The 25,932-nt window shown below is 70.9% G+C and carries 20 protein-coding genes and 1 tRNA gene; 6 read left to right on the forward strand and 15 right to left on the reverse strand.

The features are described from left to right. Positions 1-78: 78 nt before the first annotated feature. From HCC30_RS08225 to HCC30_RS08235, 3 genes are all read right to left on the reverse strand, one after another. Positions 79-2,037 (reverse strand): tetratricopeptide repeat protein, encoded by a 1,959-nt coding sequence (locus tag HCC30_RS08225; RefSeq protein ID WP_240979399.1) that lies wholly within the window; start codon positions 2,035-2,037, stop codon positions 79-81. Between the two features lie 213 nt (positions 2,038-2,250). After that, positions 2,251-2,324 (reverse strand) — tRNA-Met (locus HCC30_RS08230). A gap of 48 nt (positions 2,325-2,372) precedes the next feature. Next, positions 2,373-5,270 (reverse strand): UPF0182 family protein, encoded by a 2,898-nt coding sequence (locus tag HCC30_RS08235; RefSeq protein ID WP_169441875.1) that lies wholly within the window; start codon positions 5,268-5,270, stop codon positions 2,373-2,375. A gap of 175 nt (positions 5,271-5,445) precedes the next feature. Between HCC30_RS08235 and HCC30_RS08240 the strand changes: the two genes are divergently transcribed. Beyond that, on the forward strand, positions 5,446-6,024 hold the full coding sequence (locus HCC30_RS08240) for a PPA1309 family protein (protein ID WP_206323507.1): 579 nt from the start codon (positions 5,446-5,448) through the stop codon (positions 6,022-6,024). Positions 6,025-6,158: 134 nt separating this feature from the next. On the opposite strand, the gene HCC30_RS08245 is transcribed toward HCC30_RS08240, so the two are convergent. The 3 genes from HCC30_RS08245 to HCC30_RS08255 all read right to left on the reverse strand — a co-directional run bounded on the left by HCC30_RS08245 (position 6,159) and on the right by HCC30_RS08255 (position 9,454). Beyond that, positions 6,159-7,259 (reverse strand): PDZ domain-containing protein, encoded by a 1,101-nt coding sequence (locus tag HCC30_RS08245; protein WP_169441665.1) that lies wholly within the window; start codon positions 7,257-7,259, stop codon positions 6,159-6,161. A 509-nt stretch (positions 7,260-7,768) separates the two neighbouring features. Then, entirely contained in the window at positions 7,769-8,230 is a 462-nt protein-coding gene (locus HCC30_RS08250) for a molybdenum cofactor biosynthesis protein MoaE (RefSeq protein ID WP_169441666.1), read from the reverse strand. 123 nt (positions 8,231-8,353) lie between these two features. Further along, on the reverse strand, positions 8,354-9,454 hold the full coding sequence (locus HCC30_RS08255) for an SDR family oxidoreductase (protein ID WP_169441667.1): 1,101 nt from the start codon (positions 9,452-9,454) through the stop codon (positions 8,354-8,356). Positions 9,455-9,621: 167 nt separating this feature from the next. Here HCC30_RS08255 and HCC30_RS08260 point away from each other — a divergent pair, with 167 nt between their 5' ends. Together HCC30_RS08260 and HCC30_RS08265 are read left to right on the forward strand one after the other, a co-directional pair. Then, positions 9,622-11,085, forward strand: a complete 1,464-nt coding sequence (locus HCC30_RS08260; RefSeq protein ID WP_169441668.1) for a zinc-dependent metalloprotease — start codon at positions 9,622-9,624, stop codon at positions 11,083-11,085. After that, complete coding sequence (locus tag HCC30_RS08265; protein WP_346776547.1) at positions 11,082-11,654, forward strand: NUDIX hydrolase; 573 nt, start codon at positions 11,082-11,084, stop codon at positions 11,652-11,654. Before HCC30_RS08260 ends, HCC30_RS08265 begins: the two co-directional genes overlap by 4 nt. A 281-nt stretch (positions 11,655-11,935) precedes the next feature. Here the strand turns inward: HCC30_RS08265 and HCC30_RS08270 are convergent, their stop codons facing one another. Beyond that, positions 11,936-12,553, reverse strand: a complete 618-nt coding sequence (locus HCC30_RS08270; RefSeq protein WP_169441669.1) for a M48 family metallopeptidase — start codon at positions 12,551-12,553, stop codon at positions 11,936-11,938. Positions 12,554-12,747: 194 nt separating this feature from the next. Here HCC30_RS08270 and HCC30_RS08275 point away from each other — a divergent pair, with 194 nt between their 5' ends. Then, positions 12,748-13,845: a ThiF family adenylyltransferase gene (locus HCC30_RS08275; protein WP_169441670.1), complete on the forward strand. Its 1,098-nt coding sequence runs from the start codon at positions 12,748-12,750 to the stop codon at positions 13,843-13,845. A 50-nt stretch (positions 13,846-13,895) separates the two neighbouring features. Continuing rightward, the gene (locus HCC30_RS08280) at positions 13,896-15,341 is read left to right on the forward strand and encodes an AarF/ABC1/UbiB kinase family protein (protein WP_169441671.1); all 1,446 of its coding nucleotides are present in this window, start codon (positions 13,896-13,898) and stop codon (positions 15,339-15,341) included. A gap of 21 nt (positions 15,342-15,362) precedes the next feature. On the opposite strand, the gene HCC30_RS08285 is transcribed toward HCC30_RS08280, so the two are convergent. The 5 genes from HCC30_RS08285 to HCC30_RS08305 all read right to left on the reverse strand — a co-directional run bounded on the left by HCC30_RS08285 (position 15,363) and on the right by HCC30_RS08305 (position 19,360). Continuing rightward, positions 15,363-15,557, reverse strand: a complete 195-nt coding sequence (locus HCC30_RS08285; RefSeq protein WP_169441877.1) for a hypothetical protein — start codon at positions 15,555-15,557, stop codon at positions 15,363-15,365. Positions 15,558-15,618: 61 nt separating this feature from the next. Next, a complete protein-coding gene (locus HCC30_RS08290) occupies positions 15,619-15,897 on the reverse strand; it encodes a hypothetical protein (protein ID WP_169441878.1) in 279 nt (92 codons plus the stop codon). 119 nt (positions 15,898-16,016) lie between these two features. Next, the gene (locus tag HCC30_RS08295; RefSeq protein ID WP_169441672.1) at positions 16,017-16,391 is read right to left on the reverse strand and encodes a WhiB family transcriptional regulator; all 375 of its coding nucleotides are present in this window, start codon (positions 16,389-16,391) and stop codon (positions 16,017-16,019) included. 135 nt (positions 16,392-16,526) lie between these two features. Beyond that, on the reverse strand, positions 16,527-16,829 hold the full coding sequence (locus tag HCC30_RS08300; protein WP_169441673.1) for a hypothetical protein: 303 nt from the start codon (positions 16,827-16,829) through the stop codon (positions 16,527-16,529). A gap of 236 nt (positions 16,830-17,065) precedes the next feature. Continuing rightward, positions 17,066-19,360 (reverse strand): ATP-dependent DNA helicase UvrD2, encoded by a 2,295-nt coding sequence (locus HCC30_RS08305; RefSeq protein WP_169441674.1) that lies wholly within the window; start codon positions 19,358-19,360, stop codon positions 17,066-17,068. Positions 19,361-19,787: 427 nt separating this feature from the next. On the opposite strand from HCC30_RS08305, the gene HCC30_RS08310 reads away from it, so the two are divergent. Then, positions 19,788-20,030, forward strand: a complete 243-nt coding sequence (locus tag HCC30_RS08310; protein WP_169441675.1) for a mycoredoxin — start codon at positions 19,788-19,790, stop codon at positions 20,028-20,030. A 13-nt stretch (positions 20,031-20,043) separates the two neighbouring features. Here the strand turns inward: HCC30_RS08310 and nudC are convergent, their stop codons facing one another. The 3 genes from nudC to HCC30_RS08325 form a co-directional block, all read right to left on the reverse strand. Further along, complete coding sequence (gene nudC, locus HCC30_RS08315) at positions 20,044-20,952, reverse strand: NAD(+) diphosphatase (RefSeq protein ID WP_169441879.1); 909 nt, start codon at positions 20,950-20,952, stop codon at positions 20,044-20,046. 141 nt (positions 20,953-21,093) lie between these two features. Continuing rightward, positions 21,094-22,503: a dipeptidase gene (locus tag HCC30_RS08320; RefSeq protein WP_169441676.1), complete on the reverse strand. Its 1,410-nt coding sequence runs from the start codon at positions 22,501-22,503 to the stop codon at positions 21,094-21,096. Between the two features lie 80 nt (positions 22,504-22,583). Further along, entirely contained in the window at positions 22,584-25,901 is a 3,318-nt protein-coding gene (locus HCC30_RS08325; protein WP_206323509.1) for an ATP-dependent DNA helicase, read from the reverse strand. Positions 25,902-25,932 lie beyond the last annotated feature (31 nt).

The raw sequence follows: 25,932 nt of genomic DNA on the forward strand, positions 1-25,932 counted from the left end.
CCCACCCGCCCCGGAAACCCGCCCGCGCACCGGCCTCCGCGCGCCGGCGGTCACCCGCCGGTACGCGCGAAAGCACCGCTACGCCGACAGCTCGGACCGCAGCGCGTCGTGCAGCTTGGCCGCCCGCTCAGCCACCTCGGCCGAACCCAGCTCCATGGCCCGCGTGCACCAGTACTGCCCCTCGGCGAGCTCACCCCGGCGCGCGTTGAGCAGCGCCAGGCGCAGCGCCGCGCGCCCGTGCCCCGCCTCCGCCGCACGGGTCCACCACAGCGCCGCCTCCGGCTCGCTGCCCTCGCGGGCCAGCAACAGGCCCAGGTTGAACGCCCCGTTGGGGCTGCCCGCCTCGGCGGCCGCGCGGTACCAGCGCGCCGCGTCCACGACCTCGCCGCGCTCCGCCGCGCACATCCCCAGCCGCACCTGCGCACGGCGGTGACCGCGCTCGGCGGCGCGCTCGTACCACTCCTCGTGCTCCGCGCGCGCCCCCACGACATCGCCCGCGCCCGAGGCGCCCGTCGCGTCCTCCCGCGGATGCCTGCGCTCCAGCAGCGTGCCCAGCCGGAACGCGCCCTCGACGCTCCCGCCGCCCGCCGCGCACCTCAACTGCCGCTCCGCGCCGTGCTCGTCGCCCTCCCGCAGCAAGGCGATGCCGACCTGAAGCGCCGCCTCCGCATGCCCGGCACCGGCCGCACGCTCGTACCACTCACGCGCCGTACCGTCGTCGCCCCGGCCGACGTGCAGGATGCCCAGGTTGAACGCGGCGTCGACGCTGCCCGCCTCCGCCGCCTTCGAGAACCACGGCTCCGCGCCGTCCGCGTCGCCGCGCTGCAGCAGCAGCACCGCGAGCGCGTTCGCCGCCTCCCGGTGCCCCGCGTACGCGGCCCGGCGGTACCACTGCTCGGCCTGCGCCGTACGCCCCTGCGCCGCGCACAGCAGCCCCAGGTTGAAGGCGCCGTTGTCGCTGCCCGCGTCGAGCGCCACCCGGTACCAGCGCTCGGCGGCCTGCCGCTCGCCCCGGTCCGCGTGCAGCGCACCCAGGGCGTTGGCCGCGTTCCCGTCACCGTCCTCGGCGGCACGGCGCCACCAGACGACGGCACTGTCCTCGTCGCCCGCGTCCCGCAGCAGGAAACCGAGCGCGCACGCGGCGCGGGCCTCGCCCTCCTTCGCCGCCGTCAGATACCAGCGCCCGGCCTCCTTCAGCTCGCCGCGCCGCTCCAGCAGCGTGCCCAGCCGCAGCGCGGCCTTGCTGTGCCCGCGGGCCGCCGCCTGCCGGTACCACTGCTCGGCCTCGCGCCCGGCCACCGCCTCGAACTCCGCCAGCCCGCTGACCGGGGCGCCGTCACCGCCGTCGTCGATACCGTCGTCAACGGGGCCGCGCGGGACGCCACTTCGCGCCTCGCCCGTCGCCTCGGGGGACTCCAGCAGCTCCTTCGGCACCAGACGGCGGCTCGTCGTGACCGGCTCCGTGACGCTCCTCGTCACCGCCGACTCGGCGAACTCCCCCGCACGGCGGGCGCTTTCGCTCTCCGCCCGCTCCTCGCGGGCGCTGATGATCTGCGCCACCCGGTACGCGGCCTCGCGGTGCCCCCGCTCGGCGGCGGCGCGGAACCACTCCTCGGCGCCGTCCTCGCCCCGGTGCTCCAGCAGGTCGCCGAGCCCGAACGCGCCCAGCACATGGCCGGATTCGGCGGACTGGCGCAGCCAGTAGTGCGCCGCCGGCTCGTCGCCGCGTTCACGGTGGTGTCTGCCGAGCGCGTGCGCCGCCGCGGCCGACCCCGCGACGGCCGCGATGCGCCACCAGCCGGCGGCCTCGTCCGCGTAGCCGCGCTGATGCAGCAGCACGCCGAGGTTGTTGGCCGCGGCACGGTCCCCGGCCGCGGTGGCGGCGCGCAGGTACCTCTCGGCCTCGTCCAGGTCGCCGCGGCGCAGGAGTTGAGCACCGAGCGCGCTGACGGCGGCGACGTCGGCCGCCGCCTCGTTCGTCCCACTCCGGCTCTCACCGGCCCGCGGTGGACCGTTGAGCCTCACGTTGTCCCCCATAAGCCCCATCGTCGCACCACCTGCAACCCGCGTACACCTGGTATACCGCAGCCAGTGAGGTCACTTCAGCGGTTTGTCGACTTCCCGACACAGAGATGCCTCAAACCGGTGACCGCTCAGAGGACTTGTCATTTCGTCGCCGCACTGCGACCACGGCGCACCCCACGCACGAGAAGGGCCCGGAGTCCGAGACTCCGGGCCCTTCTCTCGCAGTAGCGGGGACAGGATTTGAACCTGCGACCTCTGGGTTATGAGCCCAGCGAGCTACCGAGCTGCTCCACCCCGCGCCGTTGTGAGTTCAACCCTACACCACGGCGCGGGATGCCGATGACCGCCTACTGGCCGCCACCGCCCGAGCCACCGCCCTGCTCCTCGGCCTCCGCCGCCTCCTTGAGCGCGGCGTCCAGATCCTTCTGCGCCTTGCCGTACGCCTCCCAGTCGCCGTTCTCCAGCGCCTTCTGGCCCGCGTCGTACGCCTCCTGCGCGTCCTTCAGCGCCTCACGGGCCGTCGGGTTGTCCGGCGGCGTCTGACCCTGATCCTGATCCTGGCCCTGGTCCTGACCCTGATCGCCGTCGCCCGGATCGGTTCTGCCCTCGGTGTCGAAGACCTTGTCCAGCGCCTCCCCGAGCGTGTTCTCGAACGCGATCTGCTCGCCGTACGTCACCAGAACCTTCCGCATGCGCGGGTAGTTGGTGCCCGCACCACGGACGTACACCGGCTCGACGTAGAGCAGACCGCCCTCCACCGGAACCGTCATCAGGTTGCCGTACTCGATCTCCGAGTCGCCTCTCTTGAGCAGGTTCAGCGACTCAGCGATCTCCGGATCGGAGTTGAACTTGCTCTGCACCTGCTTCGGGCCCGAGACCGTCGTGTTGGACGGCAGCTTCAGGATTCTGATCTTCCCGAACTCGTCGCTGCGCGCATCCGCGTCGATCGCCATGAACGCACCGAGCGTGTCCCGCTTGTTCGGCGTGAACGTCGTCGTCAGCGAGAACTTCTGCTTGTCCTGATCCGGCATCTTCAGACTCAGGTAGTACGGCGGCACCGAACCACTGCCCTGATGCGTCGGATCGTTCGGCACCTGCCAGCGCTCACTGCCGCTGTAGAACTGCGCCGGCGAGGTCACGTGGTAGCGGGTCAGCAGCTCCCGCTGCACCTTGAACAGGTCCTGCGGGTAGCGCAGATGATCCATCAGCTGGTCGCTGATCTCGCTCTTCGGCTGCACCGTGTCCGGGAACGCCTTCATCCACGTCTTCAGCACCGGGTCCTTGGTGTCCCACTGGTACATCTCGACGTCACCGGAGTACGCGTCGACCGTCGCCTTGACCGAGTTCCGGATGTAGTTGACCCGGTTCTGCTGCGCGACGACCGCGCGCTGACCGTCGGTGAGCGAATCCGCCGTCGTGTCGCCCAGCGTCGTACGGGACGAGTACGGGTAGCCGTTCGACGTCGTGTAGGCGTCCACGATCCACTTGATCCGGCCGTCCACGACCGCCGGGTACGGGTCGCCGTCGATCGTCAGCCACGGGGCGACCGACTCCACGCGCTCCTTCGGCGTCCGGTTGTACAGGATGCGCGAACCCTCGCCGATCGCACCCGAGTACAGGATCTGGGGCTCACCGAAACTCACCGCGTACGCCGCCCGGTTGACCGGATTGGCGAGATTCACACCGCTCTTGCCGGTGTACGTGTACGTCTTCTCGCCCTCGTCGTCCGCGTAGTCCAGCTCCTTCTGCGGACCACCGACGATCGAGTACTGCGTCGTCTTCTCGCCGTAGTAGATGCGCGGCTGGTACTTGCCCATCTCGCCCTTGGGCGGAAGGTCCTTCTCCGTGAAGGCCGGCGCGCCGTCCTTGTCCGTCGTGGTGCCCTTGGCCGCGACCATGCCGTAGCCGTGGGTGTACTTGAAGTGCTCGTTGATCCAGTTCTTCTCGGGGATGCCGTCCGTGTTGATCTCACGGAGACCGACGACCGTGTCCTGGTCGTTCCCCTCGTCGTCCTTGTACCGGTCCACATCCAGCGTCGCCGGGAACTGGTAGTACCCGCGGACCTGCTGCTTCTGCTGGTACGTCGGCGAGACGACGTTCGGGTCGAGCAGCCGCATGCTGGCCGTGGTGTCCGCCGCGTCCCGCAGCTTCTCGTTGTCGGCCTTGCTGGTGCCCGAGTAGTCCGTCACCTTCGCGTCATCGATGTCGTACGCGTTCCGCGTCGCCTCGATGTTCTTCTTGATGTACGGCGTCTCCTTGGCCTGCTCGTTCGGCTGGACCTGGAACTTCTGCACGATCGCCGGGTACAGACCGCCGATCAGGATCGCCGAGAGCACCATCAGACCGAAGCCGATCACCGGCAGCTGCCACGTACGCCGCCAGATCGTGGCGAAGAACAGCACCGCGCAGATGATGGCGATGCAGAACAGAATCGTCTTCGCCGGGAGATACGCGTTCGCGTCGACGAACTTCAGACCCGTCCAGTTGTCCGTCGCCTTGAAGTCACCCGACTTGACCGCCAGACCGTACCGGTCCAGCCAGTACGCCACCGCCTTCAGCGCGACGAAGATACCCAGCAGCACCGACAGATGGCCCGTCGCCTGCGCCGTCGCCCGCGCGCCCGGCGTCGTCACCCGCAGGCCGCCGTACAGGTAGTGCACCAGCGCGGCCGCCAGCAGCGACAGCACCGCCGCGGCGAAACCGAAGCTCAGCAGGAAGCGGTACCACGGCAGATCGAACGCGTAGAACGCCACGTCCTTGCCGAACTGCGGGTCCTTCTCGCCGAACGGGACACCGTTGATCCACATCAGCCAGGTGCGCCACTGCCCGGACGCCGAAGCACCCGAAACCAGACCGATGAGCGCCGTGACGCCCAGCAGCACCCACTTCTTGTACGGCGCGATGCCCATGCGGTAGCGGTCGAGGCTCTGCTGCTCCATCGACATCGCGCTGAGCGGCGGCCGGAGCCGGTGCGCCAGCCACACGTTGAAACCGACCGCCCCGGCCATCAGCAGACCGAAGACGGCGAACATGCCGATCTTGGTCCACAGGGTCTTGGTGAAGACCGAGCTGTAGTCGACCGAGCGGTACCAGAGCCAATCGGTCCAGAACCCGGCGAACATGACGAACAGCATGGCGAGGACGGCCAGCACACCAACCGTCAGCAAGCCCGTCCGGGCCCGCCGCGATGGCCGGCCCACTCTGATCCGTGGCCCGGACGGGCCTGACGAGCCCCGGTCCGGCATCTGGAAAGCCAAGGTGCGCACCTCGAAGATTCGCTATGGATGAAAGACAGCGACAAGCTCAGTCGACAAGCTCAACCGCTCGCAAGCTGGGCCCCGCATCGTAGGCCCACTCATGCAACTTAACGAAGCTTTACCCAGTTCCCGTTTCCGGGGTACGAGGCGGCACGATATGGGGATGGACAACCTCCCCACTGACGGAACACCGATCGCCGCCGACCCGCTGACCCGCGCCGTACTCGAAATCGACGAGTACGCGGCGGGAATGGGCTGGGACCAGCCCGCCCGGCTCTTCGCCCTCGTCGACACCGCGCAACTCCGCGCCCAGCAGCCCGAACTCGCCGGCCAGCTCGGCATGGACGAGGAGAGCGAGGACGCCAAGGCCGCCTCGCTCACCCCCGTGGAGCAGGACGAGCTCCCGCCCGGCACGCCGCTGGACGAGTTCCTCGCCACCATCGCCTGGCCCGACGCGGTGACCGGCTGCGCCCTCACCGTCGAGCGGCAGATGCTCCCCCCGTCGGCGGAGGCGTCCGTTCCGGAAGAGCTCCAGCACGAAGGCGCCGAGGACCGGCTGGCCCGCTGGGTCGCCGAACACCCCGAGCGCCAGGAAGTACGGATGACCGTCGCCGTCCTGCGCGACGGCAAGCGCGAAGCCGCCGTCCGGCTGCGGGAGAAGGACAGCAAGACCGAGGTGCTCACCGGCGAGGGACTCGTCCCCGGCCTGGCCCAGGCCCTGGCCGCCACCTTCGAGGACTGACCCCGGCAACGGCGAGCGGGCGGACGCGAGACGGCGGCCCCGCGCCCCGGGCGGATTCCGCACCCGGGACGCGGGGCCGCCGTCGTCTCAGCCCGCAGCACCCGGGCGGTGCGCCGACGGGCGCCGCAGCGGAGTCAGTTCGCCTCGCACTCCCGCAGCGCGCCCGTGTCCCCCTTGCGGATCTTCCCCAGCGCGTCCATCGCCTCGTCCATCGTGCCCGTCTTCACCAGCGTCAGACCGTCCGGCTTGTCCTTCGCCGCCGAAGCGCAGTTGCCCTCCGGAGTGAAGAAGAACTTCGCGCCCTGCGCACGGGCCGCGACCGTCTTCATCTGTATGCCGCCGATCGGACCGACCTCGCCCTTGTCGTCGATCGTGCCCGTCCCCGCGATGAACTGCCCGCCCGTGAGATCACCCGGCGTCAGCTTGTCCACAATGCCCAGCGCGAACATCAGCCCCGCGCTCGGACCTCCCACATCCGCCAGCTTGATGTCGATGTCGAAGGGGAACGTGTGCCCGACACCCGGCTGGATACCGACGATCGCCCGGCCGTCCTCCGGCGCCTTCTCCGTCCGCAGCGTGATCTCCCGCGCGTCCCGGTCGGTGAGCTTCCGGTGCGCCTTCGCCGCCGCGTCCGCCTTGCTCTTCGGCACCACCGAGAACGTGACCCGCTCACCCGGCTCGTGCTCCGTCACCAGATCGGCGACCTCCTGCGGATCCTCACCGACCCGCTTGCCGTCGACCGCCCGCACCACGTCCCCCGCGTGCAGCTCGCCCTCCGACGGGCCGCCCTTCACCACCGACGAGACGATCGTGTGCGCGGTGACCGGGGCGTCGATCTCCCGCAGCGCCGCCACCTTCGCGCTCTCCTGCGAGGCGCTGAACTCCTCGGCGTTCTGCTCGTCGACCTCCTCGGCCGACTTGTCGTCCGGATACAGCGTCTTGTGCGGCACCACCGCGCTGTCGTGCTTCAGCCAGCCCGACACCGCACTGACCAGATTCATCTTGTAGTCGGCACTGGTGACGCGCACCGTCGTCATGTTCAGGTGCCCGCCCGACGGTTCGTACGTCTTGTGGCCCTTGATGTTCAGCACGGGCTCGCCGCCGTGGTCGCCGAGGGTGTTCACCGTCGGCCCCGGGGACATCTCCGCGTACGGCACCTTGATCAGAACACCCGCGCAGAGCAGCGCTATGAGGACCAGCATGGAAGCGAGCATCGTTGCGGTGCGGCGTGGCATGCCACGACAGTACGGGAGACGTCTGTCAGTCGGCCGTCCGGGCCGGTCCGTCCGGGCCAGAGGCCGAACCCGCCACCGCCGGAACGGCACGCGCCGCCCGGTCGCCCTCACCGGCGGCGTCAGCGCCGGCCGCGGACTGCCCGTCCGCCTCCTGCCGGGACCGTTCCATCGCCGCACGGAAACGTTCGTAACCCGCAACGCCCGCCGCATCCGGTGTCGTGGACTTTCGACGAGCAGCCCAGCTTCCCCAGACACCCGCCGCCACAGCAGCGAGAAATGGGATCAGCAACCAGGAGAGAGCCGCCACGGAGACCTCCGGAGCCTTGACTGTGCCGTCATCTGCCGGGTAACCGGCTGATGAGCAGATTAACCCTCGGAGAGAGAACGCGCCGGGCCGGGGTTCGGTTACGCGATCACCCACCCGCCCCGGATCTCCCCCTCCCCCAGGGCGAGTTGACCCCCGCGCACGGAGCGCGAACAGAGGGTACGACGCCTCGCCACGCGCCGCCTCAGCAGGCGCCGACCCACTCCTCGGAACCGTCCGAGAACGTCTGATGCTTCCAGATCGGCACCTCGTGCTTCAGGTCGTCGATCAGCCTCCGGCAGGCGTCGAACGCCTCCGCACGGTGCGGACAGGACACCGCCACGACCACCGCCAGGTCACCGACCGCCAGATCCCCCACCCGGTGCACCGCAGCCAGCGCCCGCACCGGGAAATCCGCCGCCACCTTCTCGGCGACCCGGCGCAGCTCGGCCTCCGCCGTCGGATGCGAGGAATAGCCCAGCCGGGCGACGTCCACACCCCCGTCATGATCACGCACGGTCCCGACGAACAGCGCGGTACCGCCCGCCGCGTCATCACCCACCGCCGCGAAAACCTCGTCGACGGAAAGCGGCGCCTCTCGGATACCCAGCAGCCGGATCGGATCGTCCGCCGCGAGCTCACCAGGATGGTCGTACGTGTGTGCCATGACGCTCATGCTGCCGTACCGACGCGGGCAACGGAACCGTTTGCCCGCCCGGAACACTTTGCGGAAGCGGATCCGCACACCGCACCCGGCACCCGGACCCGCCCGGCCGACGACCGCCCCGCGTCACAGCCCCCGGCGTTTACGGGCCCGCCGGACCAGCGCGGCCGTACCCAGCAGCGCCACCGTCGCACCCGCCGCACCCGCGGCCGTCGCCGCCTCCGTCCGGCCCAGACGGCGGCCCGCCACGGTGTGCTTGCCCGCGACCTCCTCCAGCAGCTCCGCCAGAACCTCCTCGTTCGTCCACGCCGGACGCCACCCCGCATCGTGCAGCCGGGACCCGCTCACCACCCACGGATGCATCGTGTACGCCAGGTCCCCCGCCGGCGAAGGCGTCAGACCGAGACGGTGCAACCGCGAAGCCGCACCCAGCGCGACCGCCGAAGGAAGCTCCATCCGGCGGATACCGCTCAGCTCCTCGACGTCCTCCTGCTCCAGCCAGCCGTCACAGCCGACCGCCACCTCCCCGTCGACCTTCTCCAGCACCGCGTACTCCAGCGCGCTCACCAGATCCTCGACATGACAGAACTGCCAGCACGGCCGCGAACCGTCCACCACCAGCAGCCGCGGCGACTCGAAATGCCGCGTCAGCGCCGTGTCCATCCCCGCGCCCACCAGCACCGCCGGACGCACCACCGTCACATTCAGCCCCGGATGCGCACGCGGCGCCCGCCGCGCCAGCCGCTCGATCTCCAGCAGATCACCGACACCCGTCGCCTCCGCCGTCGCCCGGACCTCCGCGTCCTCCGCCAACGGCACGTCGTTGTCGGCGAACGCGCCGTACACCATCGCCGAGGTGCACAGCACAACCCGGCGCACACCCGCCGCCGCGGCGGCCGTCAGCACCGTCTGCGTCCCGCGCACGTTGTACGCCGTACGGGCCGAGGGATCCGTCTCCAGATCGAGATCGACGGCCAGGTGCACCACCACATCCACCGGGTCCCCGTCACCCCGCAGGTGATCGGCGAGCGCCGGATCCCGGATGTCGAGCGCGTGCCACTGCGCCTCACTCACATCGCCGGTGCGCTCGTCCAGAGCCATCACCCGCTTGATGTCCTCGGACGCCGCAAGCCGCTCGGTCAACAGCGCCCCGACACCGGAGGCGGCACCGGTGACAGCGACGGAGGGGGTTCGCGCTGCGCGAACGTGGGTCTCGGAGGAACTCACCGGGCGTCTCCAGCGGTTGTTTCTGGTACGAGGTGCGAGGACTCCATCCTGCCTGACGGGTGTCTAGGCTGGAGGCAGAGCCCACCGGAACGATGCAGAATCCGCAGTTGATCCAGCTGCTTCAGCAGACCGTCCGACGAAATCGACGAGAAGAGCCGAGGAAACCCGTGAGTGACATCCCATTCGGATTCGGCGTACCTCCCGAAGAGCCTGAGGACGGGGACGAGAACAAGAAGAAGCAGGGCGGCGAGGGCGGCATGCCCGGACCGTTCGGCTTCGGCGGCCAGGGCGGCGCCGACAACCCCCTCGCCGCGATGTTCGGCTCGCTGGGCGGCGGACAGGGCGGCATGGACCCGGGCGACCTCGGCGCCGCGTTCCAGAAGCTCGGCCAGATGCTGTCCTACGAGGGCGGCCCCGTGAACTGGGACATGGCCAAGGACATCGCCCGCCAGACCGTCGCCTCCGGCGCCCAGGACGGCTCCAAGGACGCCAGCGTCGGCCCCAACGACCGCGCCGCCGTCGAAGAAGCCGTACGCCTCGCCGACCTCTGGCTCGACGGCGTCACCTCCCTGCCCTCCGGCGCCGGAACCACCGAAGCCTGGAGCCGCGCGGAGTGGGTCGAGCAGACCCTGCCGGTGTGGAAGGACCTCGTCGACCCGGTCGCCGAACGCGTCGGCACCGCCATGGGCGACGTCCTCCCCGAGGAGATGCAGGCCATGGCCGGGCCGCTGCTCGGCATGATGCGCTCCATGGGCGGCGCCATGTTCGGCACCCAGATCGGCCAGGCCCTCGGCGTCCTCGCCGGAGAGGTCCTCGGCTCCACCGACATCGGCCTCCCGCTCGGCCCCGCCGGCAAGGCCGCGCTGCTGCCCCGCAACATCGCCGCCTTCGGCGACGGCCTCGGCGTACCGCAGGAAGAGGTCCGGCTGTACCTCGCCCTGCGCGAAGCCGCCCACCAGCGGCTCTTCGTCCACGTGCCGTGGCTGCGCTCGCACCTCTTCGGCGCCGTCGACGGCTACGCACGCGGCATCAAGGTCGACACCTCCAAGCTCGAGGACGTCGTCGGACAGCTCGACCCGCAGCGGCCCGAGGAACTGCAGGAAGCACTGCAGCAGGGCATGTTCCAGCCCGAGGACACCCCGGAGCAGAAGGCCGCGCTCGCCCGGCTGGAGACCGCCCTCGCCCTGGTCGAGGGCTGGGTCGACGCCGTGGTCCACGCCGCGGCCGAACCCCACCTGCCCTCCGCCTCGGCACTCCGCGAAACCCTGCGGCGGCGCCGCGCGACCGGCGGCCCCGCCGAGCAGACCTTCGCCACCCTGATCGGCCTGGAACTCCGCCCGCGCAGGCTGCGCGACGCCTCCCGGCTGTGGGCCTCCCTCGCCGACGCGCGCGGCGCCGACGGCCGCGACGGCCTGTGGGAGCACCCCGACATGCTGCCCACCGCCGAGGACCTCGACGACCCCGACGGCTTCGTGCACCGCGAACAGCTGGACCTCTCCGAACTCGACAAGATGCTCGGCGACGCCGCCCGCGGCGACAGCGAGACGGGCGAGGGCGGCAAGGACACCGGGGCGGGCGACGCCGACGGCGAGACCGGCAGCGAAGGCGACGGAAGCACCGGCCCCCGGTGACGGCGCAGCCGCAGCAGGCCCCCGGGGTGCCGGACCCGTCCGGCACCCTCCACGGGGACGCCCAACGCGTCCTCACCGGCTGGACCGCGCCGGACCCCGGCCAGGAACAGCTGCGAGCCGACTACCTGGCGCACCTGCGGACCTACCCGGACGGCATGTGGAAAGCCTGCGGCGACGGGCACCTCACCGCCAGCGCCCTCGTGATCGACCCGGCAGGCGGACGCGTCCTCCTCACCCTCCACCGGAAGCTCCGGATGTGGCTGCAGATGGGCGGCCACTGCGAGCCCGAGGACACCACCCTCGCGGGCGCCGCACTGCGCGAAGCCACCGAGGAATCCGGCATCGAGGGCCTGACCCTGCTCCCCGGCGGCCCCGTCCGTCTCGACCGCCACCACACCCCGTGCGCCTGGCACCTGGACGTCCAGTACGCGGCCCTCGCCCCGAAGGGCGCCCTCGAAACCATCAGCGACGAGTCCCTGGACCTCCGGTGGTACGACTACGACGAGGTGCCGGCCGTGGCTGACGCGTCGGTGACACGGCTTGTGGAGGGGTGCCGGGGGGTGGTGTGAGGGTTGGGTTGGGGGAGCGGGGTGGGGTGGTTGGGGGCTTGTGGTGGGTTCTTCCATTGGGGGCCCTCCCCCCCCCCCCCCCCCCCCCCCCCTTCCCCCCCCCCCCCCCCCGGCCCGCTGCGCGGGGTCCCCCTGCGCAGGCCCCGGCTTCGCCCCTGCCGGACAGCAGCAGTCACCCCCGCACGCCGCCGAGCACGACCGCACCCGAACTCTCCTCAGGCGGCTGCCAGTTCGCCACCCATCAACGAGGTGGCATCACCCCGTTCCACCCCGATCCCGCGTCAGTCGCTCCGTGACGGTCTGACGTGTGGCAGCCGGCCGGAGGCCGCGACACCTTCGAGATAGCCCCGGGCCCGTTCCGTGCGGGGGTAGGACTTCAGCAGGTCCCAGAAGCGTTGGCCGTGTCCGGGGACGAGCAGGTGGGCCAGTTCGTGCAGCAGCACGTAGTCCACGACGTATTCGGGCATTCCCTGGAGCCGGTGCGACAGCCGGATGCTGCCTTCGGCCGGGGTGCAGGAGCCCCAGCGGGTGTTCTGGTTCGTCACCCAGCGCACGGATGTGGGGCGTGCTCTGCCTTCGAAGTACTGCTCGGACAGCGTCGCGGCGCGTTCCGCGAGGTCGCTGTCGCCCAGCATCCGTTTGCTTTCCTGGGCCGCCAGTTTGTCCAGCATGACTCCGACCCAGCGCTGTTCTTCGTCGGCGGTCATCCGGGCGGGAATGAGGACGATGGTGCGGTCGCCCTCGCGGTATGCGGAGACTGTGCGTCGGCGTCGGGCGCTGCGGCGCACTTCGATCTCGCTGCGGCTGACGCTCGGGCTGGCGCCCTTCAGCGGGTCGACGGACACGCCCCGACCGTACCCGCTGTCGGCCGGGGAAGTCCCGCTCCAGGTCTCGTTCATGCCAGAAGCGTGGCAGGGACGGAAGGTCCGGCGATCTGGTTATCCACAGGTGCCCACTCCTTGTACGACTTATCGCGATGCCTGTGGATAACTCTCAGCAGAATTCCCGGTACATCGCGCATGCTGCCCTTCGTACGAGCAACTGCCCGGCACACGAGCAGCCGGCGCAGCACGCGCACGACCAAGGGGGATCCATGCATCCGATGATCAAGCCCGCTCTCCGTCGCGGCTGGCGGGACCGGGAGACCCTGCAATACGGGGTCACCCCCGCGCACGCGGTCCTGGTGGGCCCCGTCGACGACGCGACCGCGAGCCTGATCAACCGCATGGACGGCACCCGCGGGATGCCCCAACTGAGCGCGGAAGCAGTCTCCTTGGGCCTCCCCGCGGACACCGTCCCCCGGCTGGTGACCCGCCTCGCTGCCGCCGGCGTGCTGGACGACTCGACGGCCGACCGCGCGGCGTCGGCAGAGGTCAGCGACAGCCTCCGGCCCGACCTGGCCTCGCTGAGCGTCCGCCACCGCGAGCCAGGAGCAGGACTGGGCAGACTGGCCGCCCGCGCGAGCCTCGCCGTACAAGTACGGGGCGCCGGCCGGGTGGGGACGCTCGTGGCGACGACGCTGGCGGCGGCCGGAGTCGGGAAGGTCGATGTGGTCGACGGGGGCCGCGTCGAGCCGTGGGAGACGATGCCCGGCGGAGTCCCCGCGTCGGAAACCGGAGAACGGCGCGATACGGCCGCACGCCGGGCCGTACGCCAGTCCCGGCCCCGACGTGGTCATCCACGCCCCCGGCTGGGACTCGTCATCCTCACCCCGCGGGACGGGCTCGACGCCTACGCGCCCGACCCGGCCGCCTCCGAGGGCTTCGTCGCCTCCGGCACCCCGCACCTGTACGGCGGCCTGGTGGAGGGCACCGGAGTGGTGGGCCCCCTCGTCCTGCCCGGGCAGACGCCCTGCGCCGAGTGCATGCTGCGCGTGCGGGCCGAGCGTGAACCGACCTGGCCCCTGGTGCTGGGGCAGTGGCGCTCGTCAGGGCGCCGGCGCGCGGGCGTTGCCGCCTGCGACACGGCCCTGGCGACGATGGTGGCCGGTGCCACCGCCTCGTACGCGCTGAGCTTCCTGGACGGGGACGGCAACTGCGGGGCGGGCTACCGCCTCCGGCTCACCCTCCCCCATCTGCTGCCCGAGACGCAGCGGTTCGCGGCACACAGCGAATGCCCCTGCGGTGCTGCTTCGGCAAAGGCCGGTCACGCACAGTCCGAAGGGAAGCTGGAGGGGGCCACAATGGCGTGACGGCTGTCGTTCCCGGTTGCCGGGTGTCCGTACGGAAGTTGGAGGGGCGCATGTCTGATCTTCCGCGTAAAGCGGTCGCACGTACCGCCAAGCTGACCGCCCTGCCTCTCGGGTTCGCGGGTCGTTCCGCATGGGGGCTGGGGAAGCGGATCGGCGGGTACTCCGCGGACCTCGTCGGCCACGAGCTGCAACAGCGCACGGCAGAGCAGCTGTTCAAGGTCCTCGGGGAGCTGAAGGGCGGGGCCATGAAGTTCGGGCAGGCGCTGTCCGTCTTCGAGTCGGCCCTCCCCGAGGAGCTCGCCGGGCCCTACCGCGCGACCCTCACGAAACTGCAGGACGCTGCCCCGCCCATGCCCGCGAGCACGGTACGGACGGTGCTCGCGGAGCAGCTGGGCGAGGAGTGGAGGGACTGTTTCGAGGAGTTCGACGAGACTCCGGCCGCGGCGGCGTCGATCGGTCAGGTGCACCGCGCCGTGTGGCACGACGGCCGTCCCGTGGCGGTCAAGGTGCAGTACCCGGGCGCGGGCGAGGCGCTGATCTCCGATCTCGCCGAACTCGGCCGGTTCGCACGGCTCCTGGGCCCGCTCATCCCCGGAATGGACATCAAGCCCCTGATCAAGGAGATGCACGACCGGGTGGCGGAAGAGCTGGACTACACGCTGGAGGCGGAGGCCCAGCGGGCCTACGCGGCGGAGTTCGCCGGCGACACCGACGTCCTCGTCCCCGACGTGGTCCACCAGTGCGACCGGATACTGGTGACGGAATGGCTCGACGGCATACCCCTCGCCGAGGTCATCGCCGACGGCACGCAGGAGGAACGAGACCGGGCCGGCCAGCTCCTGGCCCGCTTCCTCTTCTCCGGCCCGGCCCGGACAGGTTTGCTGCACGCCGACCCGCATCCGGGGAACTTCCGGCTGGTGCCCGGGAAGGACTCGTCCTCCGGAACGGAACAGTGGCGCTTGGGCGTCATGGACTTCGGGACGGTCAACCGCCTGCCCGAGGGTCTTCCCCCGACGATAGGCACCGCACTCGGCATGGCGCTGAACGGTGAAGCGGACGCGGTGTACGGCCTGCTGTGCGACGAGGGCTTCGTCAAGGAGACCGTCGATCTCGACCCCGGCGCCGTGCTCGACTACCTCGTGCCGATCATCGAGCCCGCGCGGGTGTACGACTTCCCGTTCAGCCGCGGGTGGATGCGCGAGCAGGCCGCACGGATCGCCGATCCCCGTTCCCCCGCGCACCAGTTGGGCAAGCAGCTGAATCTGCCGCCGTCGTACTTGCTGATACATCGAGTGACGCTCAGCACCATCGGCGTCCTGTGCCAGCTGGGAGCCCGCGTGCGCATGCGTCACGAAATGGCGGACTGGCTACCGGGGTTCACCGTGGCCGAGGAATGCACCAGCAACGGAGAGGAAGACGAACTGCCCCAGGAAGAGGAGAAGACAGCGCCTGAGCAAGGGGAGGAACCCAAGTCCATTCCGCCCCAGGAGAGCTGACGTCGTTCCGAACGGGAAGGGTCACCACCAGGACGAGTCGAGACGGCCCTCGATGGCTCGGATGTGGAGACGCGAACAGGCATCGCAGAAGTAACGGCGCTCGCCGTTCTCCACCGAACAGACCCAGGTGACAGGGTTCCCGTCGGCTGTCCTGCCGCAGGCCGCGCACGTGATGGCGGCGTCCGCGGTCCGGTCGGATTCCTTCTCTTCCACCAGTCGACGGTATCCCCGCGGGCAGCGGAGAACCGGGGCGCAACACCCCGGTTCTCCGGATGACTTACTGCATGACCGCCATGGCGAGAGCACGGCGGGCACGCAGCGTCATACGGCCCGCACGGCGCTGGAGGCGGCGGGCGGTGACGACGCGCGCCGCCCGGTTGTCGGACTCGGCGTCCCGTAGCCGCTGTTGCATATGTGCACGGGCCAGGGATTCTGGCATGAGTTGCATTTCTCGGTTCCTGTTGTCTGTACCCGAATTCGCTTCCCTGCGGGAGGGTGTGCGGCGTTCGAGATGGGTGGTCATGGTCGGGTCCTGCTTCTGAAGATCACGCAGCATCGGGTCGTGCGTCGCCGGGCGGTCGAGGGTGCCTGTCCGCCGGGGGCCGGTGGCTCCGCCGAGCGAAACCGTGCCGTCCTGGACCGTGCTGCGGTGGGTCGTGTTCGTGGCCATGGTGATCACGCCGCGACCGGGTTCTTGCGGGGACGGCCGCGCGGGCGCTTGCGGGGTACGACCACGCCCTGGACGAAGAGCTCACCGCCCCAGACGCCCCACGGCTCGCGCCGGTCCTTGGCGCCGGCGAGACATGCCTCGCGCAGCGGACAGGTCTGGCAGAGCGACTTGGCGTACTCGACGTCGGCCGGAGCTTCGGCGAAGAAGACCTCCGGGTCGTACGAGCGGCAGGGAACGGTGACACCCAGGCGCTCGATGGCGTCATCGAGCTCGGTGAGGGTGATCAGCGGGGCAGTCAAGGGGTCCTCCGTGGCGGCGTTGTCTTCGAGTGGCGGAATCAGGTCGGTCGTCGGTGACGTGGCGTGCGCGTTGAGGTGCACTGTCGGTTCTTCCTCGTCTGTTGATGTCTGTTGTCGGATCGCTCCGGCTGGTGGCCGGTCGTGTGGCAAACAGAAGGGCCGCGGATCCCGGTGTGGGTTCCGCGGCCCTGGAAGGTGCCGACCTGATCTCGCCGATCAGGCTGGATCTCTCCAGGGTTCGAGGCCACGGAAGGCCCACATCTGGTGCTGCGTCCGCTCGCGTCCGACACCGGCACCGTTGGCGACGGGGGCAAAGGCATACGTGTGCGCCTTTACCATCGCTGCCGCGGGTGCCTTGATCGGTCGCTCACTGCCGCCAAGGAGGACACTCGTGCCGGACAGGCTGACGCCGTTGACACGGGTCACGTCGAAACGGGTGGCCTCAGAGCGAGCGCCGAGCAGGCAGGAGGCATTGACCGAGCGGTCGGTCATTTTGATGGTGGTAATGAAGTCGATCACTGGAAACGCCTCCTCTCGGCGACTCAGGGGACTGGCCGGGGCCCGTCCCGAAATGTTCAGGGGTCAGTACAGCATGGGGAGAAGGAAGCGAAAGCCTCCTGCTCTCTCCACATCTCGCAGGCTATGGGGGGCGAGACGGCGGGCGCAAACTATTTTTCCGCCGTATCCGTAACAGGTTCTGTGACATTGGCCGGAGCGGAGCGTTCCGCTACCGGTCGGTGGGTACACGACGAGGCTCAGCTGTCCTCCGCGGGAGACCCCGCGACCTCCCCGGACTCCACAGGACCGCCCGGACCCGACGCATCCTCCGGCTCCTCGGCGCCCAGCTCCTCCCCCGCGCACAGAGCCAGCACATCCCCGCCGTACCGGTCGAGCTTCCGGCGGCCCACACCCGGGATCCGGGCCAGCGCACCCGCATCGTCCGGCACCGCCTCGGCGATGGCCAGCAGCGTCTTGTCCGTGAAAACACAGTAGGCGGGCTGACCCAGCTGACGGGCCTGATCCGCCCGCCAGTCACGCAGCCGCTCGTACAGCACCTCGTCAAGATCCGAAGGACAGCCCTCGCAGCGCGACAGCTTCAACTCACCCGGATCGGTCAGCGAACGGCCGCACACCCGGCACTGCGCAGGCCCCCGCTGCTTGCGCGCCCGAGGACCGGACGCCCCGCCCTGGCCCCCCGCACCGAAGTCACCGCGCCCTCCGCGCTGAATACCACCCGCCCCACCCGCAGTCCGGGCAGCAGGCGAACCCGAACCGGGACGGAGACCGTCGAGGAAACGGCTCGGGCGCCGGTTCGGACGTCCCCCCGGAGAACGGGACAGCGACCACGACAGCGACAAGTGCTCCCGGGCACGCGTGACCCCGACATAGAGCAGCCGCCGCTCCTCCTCGACCTGCTCGTCCGTCTTCGCGTAGGTGATCGGCAGCATGCCCTCGGTGAGACCCACCAGGAAAACCGCGTCCCACTCCAGGCCCTTCGCCGAATGCAGGGAAGCCAACGTGACGCCCTCGACGGTGGGCGCGTGCTGCGCGTTCGCGCGCTCGTCCAGCTCCGCGACGAATTCGGCAAGTGTGGGCGGCGCCCCGCCCGCCGCCGCGCGGCCCTCGGCGAGGGCCTCCGCGAGCCGGACCAGCGCGGCCAACGACTCCCAGCGGTCACGCACCGCACCGGACCCGGCCGGCGGCTCCGGCGTCCAGCCCTTGCCGCTGAGGACGGCACGCACCTGCGAGGGCAGATCGGCAGCCCCGTCCAGCAGACTGTCGTTCTCACCGAAACGGGCCGCGCCCCGCAGAGCGACCCCGGCCTCCCGGATCTCGGCACGCTCGAAGAACCGCTCCGCGCCCCGCAGTTGGTAGGGCACACCCGCGTCGACCAGCGCCTGCTCGTAGATCTCCGACTGGGCGTTGATCCGGTACAGCACCGCGATCTCACTCGCGGGCCGCCCCGCGTCGATGAGCTCACGGGCCCGCTTCGCGACGCCCTCGGCCTCGGTCGGCTCGTCCGCGTACTCCGTGTACACCGGCGCCGGGCCGGCCTCGCGCTGCGAGACCAGCTCCAGCCGGTGCTCCGCCGCACGACCCCTGGCCTGCGAGAGCAGACCGTTGGCCAGGCCCACCACCTGGGGTGTCGAGCGGTAGTCACGGACGAGCTTGATCACCGTGGCGTCGGGATGGCGCGTACGGAAGTTCAGCAGGTGGTCGGGGGTGGCGCCGGTGAAGGAGTAAATCGTCTGGCTGGCGTCACCCACCACGCAGAGACTCTCCCGGCCGCCGTCCCACAGCTCCAGCAGCCGCTGCTGGAGCGGGCTGACGTCCTGGTACTCGTCGACGACGAAATGCTGGTACTGGCCGCGGACCGTCTCGGCGATGTCCGGACGGTCCTGCAGCACACCCACGGTGAGGAGCAGAACGTCCTCGAAGTCGATCACGGAGTTGTCGCGCTTCAGCTGCTCGTACGCGGCGAAGACCTTGCTGATCTCCGCCGGGTCACGCGGAGCGTCCCGCCCGGCCTTCGCTACAGCGGCCGGATAATCGTCCGGAACGGTCTGGGTGACCTTCGACCACTCGATCTCACCCGTCATGTCCCGCAGCTCGTTGCGGTCGAGCCGGAGCCGGCAGCGCGCGGCCGCCTCTGCGACCAGCTGCACCTTGCGCTCCAGCAGCCGCGGCAGCTCACCACCGACCGCACGAGGCCAGAAGAACTGCAACTGACGCAGAGCAGCCGCGTGGAACGTACGCGCCTGGACGCCACTCGCCCCCAGCTGCCGCAGCCGGCCCCGCATCTCCCCCGCCGCGCGGCTGGTGAACGTGACGGCCAGGACCCCGGCGGGCGGCAGGACGCCGGCGCGCACGCCGTACGCGATCCGGTGCGTGATCGCGCGGGTCTTGCCCGTACCCGCGCCCGCCAGCACACAGACCGGACCGTGCAGCGACGTCGCGACCTCACGCTGCTCCGGGTCGAGCCCCTCCAGCACCGCGTCGGCGGAGTCGGGTACCGGAGGGAAGAGAGTGGAGTCCGTTGCTGCTGTCACCCCGCCATGCTGCCAGGTCCCACAGCCAGGCCCGGACCGTTGTCCACAGCCCGGAGCGACTCCTCATACAAACCACCACACCCTGTGCATAACCCGAAGCAGCCCGCACCCACCCACGAGAGACTGGGCACAGCCCGGCAGGCACCCGGGCCGGCAGACACCCCACAGGGCAGACACCGGCACCGGCCGCCGGACGGGTGTGGGGTGGGGGGCGGGGGGGGAGCCCCACCCCAACGTGCACCCACCCCCGGGAATGCCCCGCCCTCCCAGTTCGTTCTGCCTCTGCGGTTGCGGCACCACAGCACCCCGGGCCTCCCCCGAGGCGCTCGCACCCCCAGGCCCCGCGGCTCCGAGCCGTGGCCCCGGGGCTGCGTCCCGAGCCCCAACCGCACAGATCCGACAGCAACGCGAAGGAGCGCGAGGACCCATGGCGGGAACCGTGACGATGTACAGCACCACCTGGTGCGGCTACTGCCGCCGTCTGAAGGGCCAGATGGACCGCGAGGGCATCGCCTACACCGAGGTCAACATCGAGCACGACCCGGAGTCGGCGGCGTTCGTGGAGAAGGCGAACGGCGGCAACCAGACGGTTCCGACGCTGCTCTTCGCCGACGGGTCGACGCTCACCAACCCTTCCCTGGCGCAGGTGAAGGAGAAGGCGGGCGCCTGACCCGCCGCAGGGTTCAGAGTGCGGGTGCGGGCTTCGGCAGCGGGGCCCCGTACCAGCGTTCGATCAGCCGGGCCGCGATGGAGATGCCGGACGGAGGCAGGACCTCCCCCTTCTCGATCGCGGCCCGGAGTTCTTCGCGGGAGAACCAGCGGGCTTCGTCGATCTCCTCGCCGTCGACCTGGATCTCGTCCGAGGTGGCGCGGGCGGTGAAGCCGAGCATGAGGCTGGAGGGGAAGGGCCAGGGCTGGCTGCCGACGTAGTCGACGCCGCCGACGGTGACGCCCGCTTCCTCGGCGACCTCGCGGACGACGGCCGCCTCCAGGGACTCGCCGGGCTCGACGAACCCGGCGAGGGTGGAGAAGCGCCCTTCGGGCCAGTGCACCTGGCGGCCGAGCAGCGCGCGGTCCTGTTCGTCCGTGACGAGCATGATCACGGCCGGGTCGGTGCGCGGGTAGTGCTCGGCGCCGCAGGCGGAGCAGCGGCGGATGTGGCCCGCTGCCGCGATGTTGGTGCGTTCGCCGCAGCGGGAGCAGAAGCGATGGGTGCGCTGCCAGTTCTCCAGGCCGATGGCGTGGGTCATGAGTTCGGCGTCGCGTTCGGACAGCAGGACGCCCGCTTCGCGGAGTCCCGCGGCGCGTGCCACGTCGTCCATGCGTCCGGGGAGGGCGTCCTTCTGGAGGGCGAAGTAGCGGACGCCGTCCTCGTCGATGCCGAGGAAGTAGCGGTGCGATTCGGTGAAGGGCGCGTCGAAGGACGGCATGGTCACCAGTTCGGTGCCGTTGCCCTTGTCCTCGATGAGGGCCTGTCCGCCGGAGACCACGAACACCCGTGTCGTCGGGTGGCTCCAGGCTGCCGCGAGCCAGGCTTCGTCGAGCCGGTGGTGGGCGGCCCGGTCGATGCCTCCCGTGCCGGTGAGGGTGATGGGGGTTTCCCTCGGTCCCGGTGTTCCCGTGGCGGCGTGGTCGGTGTGGTCGGTGTGGTCGGTCCGGGTGGTCACTGCGGCTTCCTACTCCCCCTGTGACAGCGGTGGTTGGGTGCGTGTGTCGAGTCTGCCGGGGGCGGGTCAGGCGCCGTGCCAGTTTTCGGCCAGGTCGCCCCACAGGTGCGCGGCGGTTTCCACGCCCTTTTCCAGCAGGTCGAGTTCGACTTTCTCGTTCGGTGCGTGCCAGCCGTCGGACGGGATGGAGATGCCGAGGAAGAGGACGGGCACGTCGAGGGCGTCCTGGAGGTCGGCGGCGGGTCCGGAGCCGCCTTCGCGGGTGAAGCGGACGGTCTGTCCGAAGGCCCGTTCCATGGCGCGCGCGAGGGATTGGAGCGCGGGGTGGCCGAGGGGGGTGAGGCAGGGGCGGGTGGCGCCCCAGAAGGTGATGTCGTGCCGGATGCCGTGCGGGAGGCGCTGGGCGACCCAGTCGCGTACGGACTGCTGTACGGCGTCGGCGTCCTGTCCGGCGACGAGGCGGAAGGAAAGCTTGAGCTGGGCGGTGGAGGGGACGATGGTTTTGCCGCCGGGGCCCTGGTAGCCGCCGCTGATGCCGTTGACCTCGGCGGTGGGGCGGGCCCAGACGCGTTCGAGTGTGGTGTAGCCGTGTTCGCCGAGTGCGGCGTGCGAGTGGGCGGTGTGCAGCCAGGCGGTTTCGTCGAAGGGGAGTTCGGCGAAGAGGGCGCGTTCGCGTTCGGTGAGTTCGATGACGCCGTCGTAGAAGCCGGGGACGGTGACGCGGCGTTCGTCGTCGTGGAGTGCGGCCGCGAGGCGGGCGGCTTCGGTGGCGGGGTTGGGTACGGCGCCGCCGAAGGAGCCGGAGTGGATGTCCTGGTCCGGTCCGTGCAGGTCGATCTGGCAGTCGGTGAGTCCGCGCATGCCGGTGCAGACGGTGGGGGTGTCGGCGGACCACATGCCGGTGTCGGAGACGATCACGGCGTCGCAGGCGAGGCGTTCGGCCTGGCGGTGGACGAGGTCGGGGAAGTGCGGGGAGCCGGATTCCTCTTCGCCCTCGATGAGGAGTTTGAGGTTGACGGCGGGTGCGGTGCGGCCGGTGGCGGCGAGGTGGGCGCTGACGCCGAGGGTGTGGAAGAAGACCTGGCCCTTGTCGTCGGCGGCGCCGCGCGCGTAGAGGCGGCCGTCGTGTTCGACGGGCTCGAAGGGGTCGGTGTGCCAGCCGTCGTCGCGGGCGGCGGGCTGGACGTCGTGGTGTCCGTAGACGAGGACGGTGGGGGCGTCGGGGTCGCCGGAGGGCCATTCGGCGAAGACGGCGGGGTGGCCGGGTGTCTCCCAGATCTCGGCGACGGGGAAGCCGGTGGCCTTCAGCTTGTCGGCGAGCCATGCGGCGCTGCGCCGGACGTCGTCGGCGTGCTCCGGGTCGGCGGAGACGGAGGGGATGCGCAGCCATTCGACGAGGTCGTCGAGGAAGGCGGCACGCCGGTCCTGGATGTGGGCCCGGACCGCGCTGTCCTGGGCTGCCGGGATGGTGCTCATGGCATGAAGCCTATCGGGCGTACGGGTGACTCCCGCCAGCCGTGGGGCGGGTTCCGGGGCGTGCGGGGTGGGGGCGCGGGTCAGTCGCCGAGCAGGAGTTGTTCGAGTTCGGCGCGGTCGGGGAGGTGTGGGGGGCGGACGATGTCGCCGGAGCGTACGTGGAGGAATGCGGCGGTGACGGACGTCACGGGTACGCCGTGCTGTTCGGCCCAGGCGAGGCGGTAGACGGCGAGCTGGAGGGGGTCGGCGTGGCGGCCGTGTCCGGTTTTCCAGTCGACGATCTCGTAGGTGGTGCTGCAGTCGGTGTGGTCGTGGCGGTAGACGGCGTCGATGCGGCCGCTGATGAGACGGCCGGCGAGCATCAGCTGGAAGGGGGCTTCGACGCGGTGGGGGACGCGGTCGGCGTAGGGGGTGCGGCGGAAGGCGGCCTTGAGGGTTTCGAGGTCGCGTTCGTCGGCGATGTCGTGGGGTTCGTCGTCGTCGGTGCGGGAGCCGGGGAGTTCTTCGGGGTCGAGGAGGGGCAGGGGGAGTTCTTCGAAGCGGGATTCGGCCCAGGTGTGGAAGCGGGTGCCGAGGCGGGCGGCTGCTTGTTGCGGGGGCCGGGGCATGGGGCGGGCGAGGTCGCGGGCGAAGGTGTCGGGGTCGGCGGCCATGCGCAGGAGCTGGGACGCGGTGAGGGTGGTGGGGAGGGGGACGTCGCGGACGGTGGCGCGGGAGCGGCGGAGTTCTCCGGCGAGGGCTTCGAGGTCCCGGTCCCAGGAGGCGGTGAGCCGGGTTTCTTCGGGGGTGAGGGTGTCGTCGTCGGGTGTGGTGCGGGGCCCGGGGACGGGTCGCGTCGGCTGTTCGTCCTCGTCGGGGCGGGCGTCGTCGGGCTGTCGGGGGACGGTGGTGGCGGGTGTGCGGCCTTCGAGGTGGTCGAGGACGGCGGCGGCTGCGGTGCGGCGGCGGGTGAGGGCGGCGGTGTCGAGGGGGAGCGGCCAGGCGTGTTCTTCGGTGCGGGTGGTGAGGGCGGGGTTCTCGTCGTCCTCGGCGGGGCCGGGGGCCCAGTGTTCGACGTCGCCGTGTGAGGGGGTTTCCTCGCAGTGGGCGCGGAGGGCTTCGAGGAAGGCGGAGGGGCCGCGGGGCCGTTTCTGTTCCGGGCCCCACCAGTGGCCGGAGCCGAGGAGCAGGGAGCGGGGGCGGGTGAAGGTGACGTATCCGAGGCGGAGTTCTTCGGTGGACTGGTGGTCGCGGAGGGCGGTGTCGTAGTCCTTGATGCCCTTGGCGGTCCATTCGGTGATGTGGGGCAGGGTGGCGGCGTCGCCGCGGAGGGGGTGCGGGAGGACCTTGGGCTGGGCGAGCCAGGTCTCGCGGGCCTGTTCGCTGGGGAACTGTTTGGTGACGAGTCCGGGGACGGCGACGACGTCCCATTCGAGGCCCTTGGCCTTGTGTGCGGTGAGGACCTTGACGGTGTTCTCGCCGCCGGGGAGGGAGTTGTCGAGGCCCTTTTCGTACTGGGCGGCGGTGCGCAGGAAGCCGAGGAAGGCGAGGAGGGTGACTTCGCCGTCGAGGGAGGCGAATCCGGCGGCGACGTCGAGGAAGTTGCCGAGGGTTTCGCGGCGGCGGGCGGCGAGGGCGTGCGGGGAGGCGGAGAGTTCGACTTCGAGGCCGGTGACGGTGAGGACGCGGTGCAGGACGTCCATGAGCGGGTCGGCGAGGGAGCGGCGGAGGTCGCGGATTTCGGCGGCGAGCTGGGCGAAGCGGACCCGGGCTTCGGCGGAGAAGGGCAGGTCGTCGTTGTGGCCGTCGGAGGCGAGGAAGGTGTCGAGGGCGTCGGCGAGTGAGGTGATCTCGGTGGGGTCGACGCCTTCGACGGCGGCGGCGAGGCGTTCGTCGGTGCCGGTGTCGGTGCGGCCTTCGTGGTGGGCGACGAGGAGGCGGGCGCGGCGGCCGAGGAGGGCGAGGTCGCGGGGGCCGATGCGCCAGCGGGGGCCGGTGAGGAGGCGGACGAGGGCGGCGTTGGCGGTGGGGTCCTGGAGGACTTCGCAGGTGGCGACGAGGTCGGCGATCTCGGGGAGGTGGAGGAGTCCGGAGAGGCCGACGACTTCGACGGGGATGTCGCGGGCGACGAGGGCGCCCTGGATTTCGGCGAAGTGGGTGGCGCTGCGGCAGAGTACGGCGATTTCGCCGGGTGGGGTTCCGGTGCGGACGAGGTGGGCGAGGGAGTCGGCGAGCCAGTCGAGTTCTTCGGCGTGGGTGGGGAGGAGGGCGCAGCGGACGCGTCCGTCGTGTTCGGCGCCGGGGGCGGGGCGGAGGGCTTCGACGCCTTCGTGCCGTTCGCGGAGGGGGGCGGCGAGGGTGTTGGCGAGGTGGAGGAGGCGGCCGCCGCTGCGGCGGTTCTCGCTGAGGGAGCGGCGGGCGGCGGGGGTGCCGTCGGCGTGGGGGAAGTGGTGGGGGAAGTCGTCGAGGTTGGCGACGGAGGCGCCGCGCCAGCCGTAGATGGCCTGGCAGGGGTCGCCGACGGCGGTGACGGCGTGGCCGGTGCCGCCGCCGAAGAGGCCGGCGAGCATGACGCGCTGGGCGACGGAGGTGTCCTGGTATTCGTCGAGGAGGACGACGCGGTACTGCTCGCGGAGGAGGCGGCCGGTTTCGGGGACGTCGCGGGCGAGGCGGGCGGCGGCGGCGATCTGGTCGCCGAAGTCGAGGAGGTCGCGGCGGTGTTTGCGGTCGCGGTATTCCTCGACGAGGCCGAGGAGTTCCTGTCGTGCTTCGGCGGTGCGGGGGATTTTCCGCAGGGCGGCGTTGCTGAGGCGGGCGGTTTCGAGGGTGGTGCGGAGGTCCTGGTCGTGTGCGCGGAGGGTGTGGGGCGGGACGAGGTGTTCGGCGAGTTCGCCGTCGAGGGCGAGGAGGTCTTCGACGAGGGCGCTGACGGTTTTGGTGAGGCCGGTGTAGGGGCCGGGGGCGGTGCGGAGGACGGCGGCGGCGAGCTGGTACCGGGTGGCGTCGGCGAGGAGGCGGGCGCCGGGTTCGATGCCGAGGCGGAGGCCGTGGTCGGTGAGGAGGCGTCCGGCGAAGGCGTGGTAGGTGGAGATCTGGGGTTCGCCGGGGGTGTCGTCGGGGTCGGCGGGGTCGGGGTCGGTGACGCCTGCCTGGACGAGGGCTTTGCGGACGCGTTCGGCGAGTTCTCCGGCGGCTTTGTTGGTGAAGGTCAGGCCGAGGACTTCGCCGGGTGCGACCTGGCCGGTGCCGACGAGCCAGACGACGCGGGCGGCCATGACGGTGGTTTTGCCGGATCCGGCTCCGGCCACGACGGCTTGCGGAGCGGGCGGTGCGGTGGCGCACGCCAGCTGCTCCGGGGTGAAGGGGATGCCGAGGAGCGCTTTGAGCTCTTCGGGGTGGTTGAGGGCCGGCACACCCATGACGCTAGCGGCCGCCTCTGACAGCGGGCGC

This window comes from Streptomyces sp. HNM0574 (genome assembly GCF_012726235.1).
Taxonomy (GTDB): domain Bacteria; phylum Actinomycetota; class Actinomycetes; order Streptomycetales; family Streptomycetaceae; genus Streptomyces.

Coding starts and splice junctions, on each gene's coding strand:
- HCC30_RS08325 (WP_206323509.1), bottom strand. CDS start 25,901: ATGGGTGTGCCGGCCCTCAACCACCCCGAAGAGCTCAAAGCGCTCCTC.
- HCC30_RS08250 (WP_169441666.1), bottom strand. CDS start 8,230: ATGGCACACACGTACGACCATCCTGGTGAGCTCGCGGCGGACGATCCG.
- HCC30_RS08225 (WP_240979399.1), bottom strand. CDS start 2,037: ATGGGGGACAACGTGAGGCTCAACGGTCCACCGCGGGCCGGTGAGAGC.
- HCC30_RS08280 (WP_169441671.1), top strand. CDS start 13,896: ATGTCTGATCTTCCGCGTAAAGCGGTCGCACGTACCGCCAAGCTGACC.
- HCC30_RS08270 (WP_169441669.1), bottom strand. CDS start 12,553: ATGAACGAGACCTGGAGCGGGACTTCCCCGGCCGACAGCGGGTACGGT.
- HCC30_RS08275 (WP_169441670.1), top strand. CDS start 12,748: ATGCATCCGATGATCAAGCCCGCTCTCCGTCGCGGCTGGCGGGACCGG.
- HCC30_RS08235 (WP_169441875.1), bottom strand. CDS start 5,270: ATGCCGGACCGGGGCTCGTCAGGCCCGTCCGGGCCACGGATCAGAGTG.
- HCC30_RS08320 (WP_169441676.1), bottom strand. CDS start 22,503: ATGAGCACCATCCCGGCAGCCCAGGACAGCGCGGTCCGGGCCCACATC.
- HCC30_RS08290 (WP_169441878.1), bottom strand. CDS start 15,897: ATGCTGCGTGATCTTCAGAAGCAGGACCCGACCATGACCACCCATCTC.
- HCC30_RS08310 (WP_169441675.1), top strand. CDS start 19,788: ATGGCGGGAACCGTGACGATGTACAGCACCACCTGGTGCGGCTACTGC.
- HCC30_RS08240 (WP_206323507.1), top strand. CDS start 5,446: ATGGACAACCTCCCCACTGACGGAACACCGATCGCCGCCGACCCGCTG.
- HCC30_RS08245 (WP_169441665.1), bottom strand. CDS start 7,259: ATGCCACGCCGCACCGCAACGATGCTCGCTTCCATGCTGGTCCTCATA.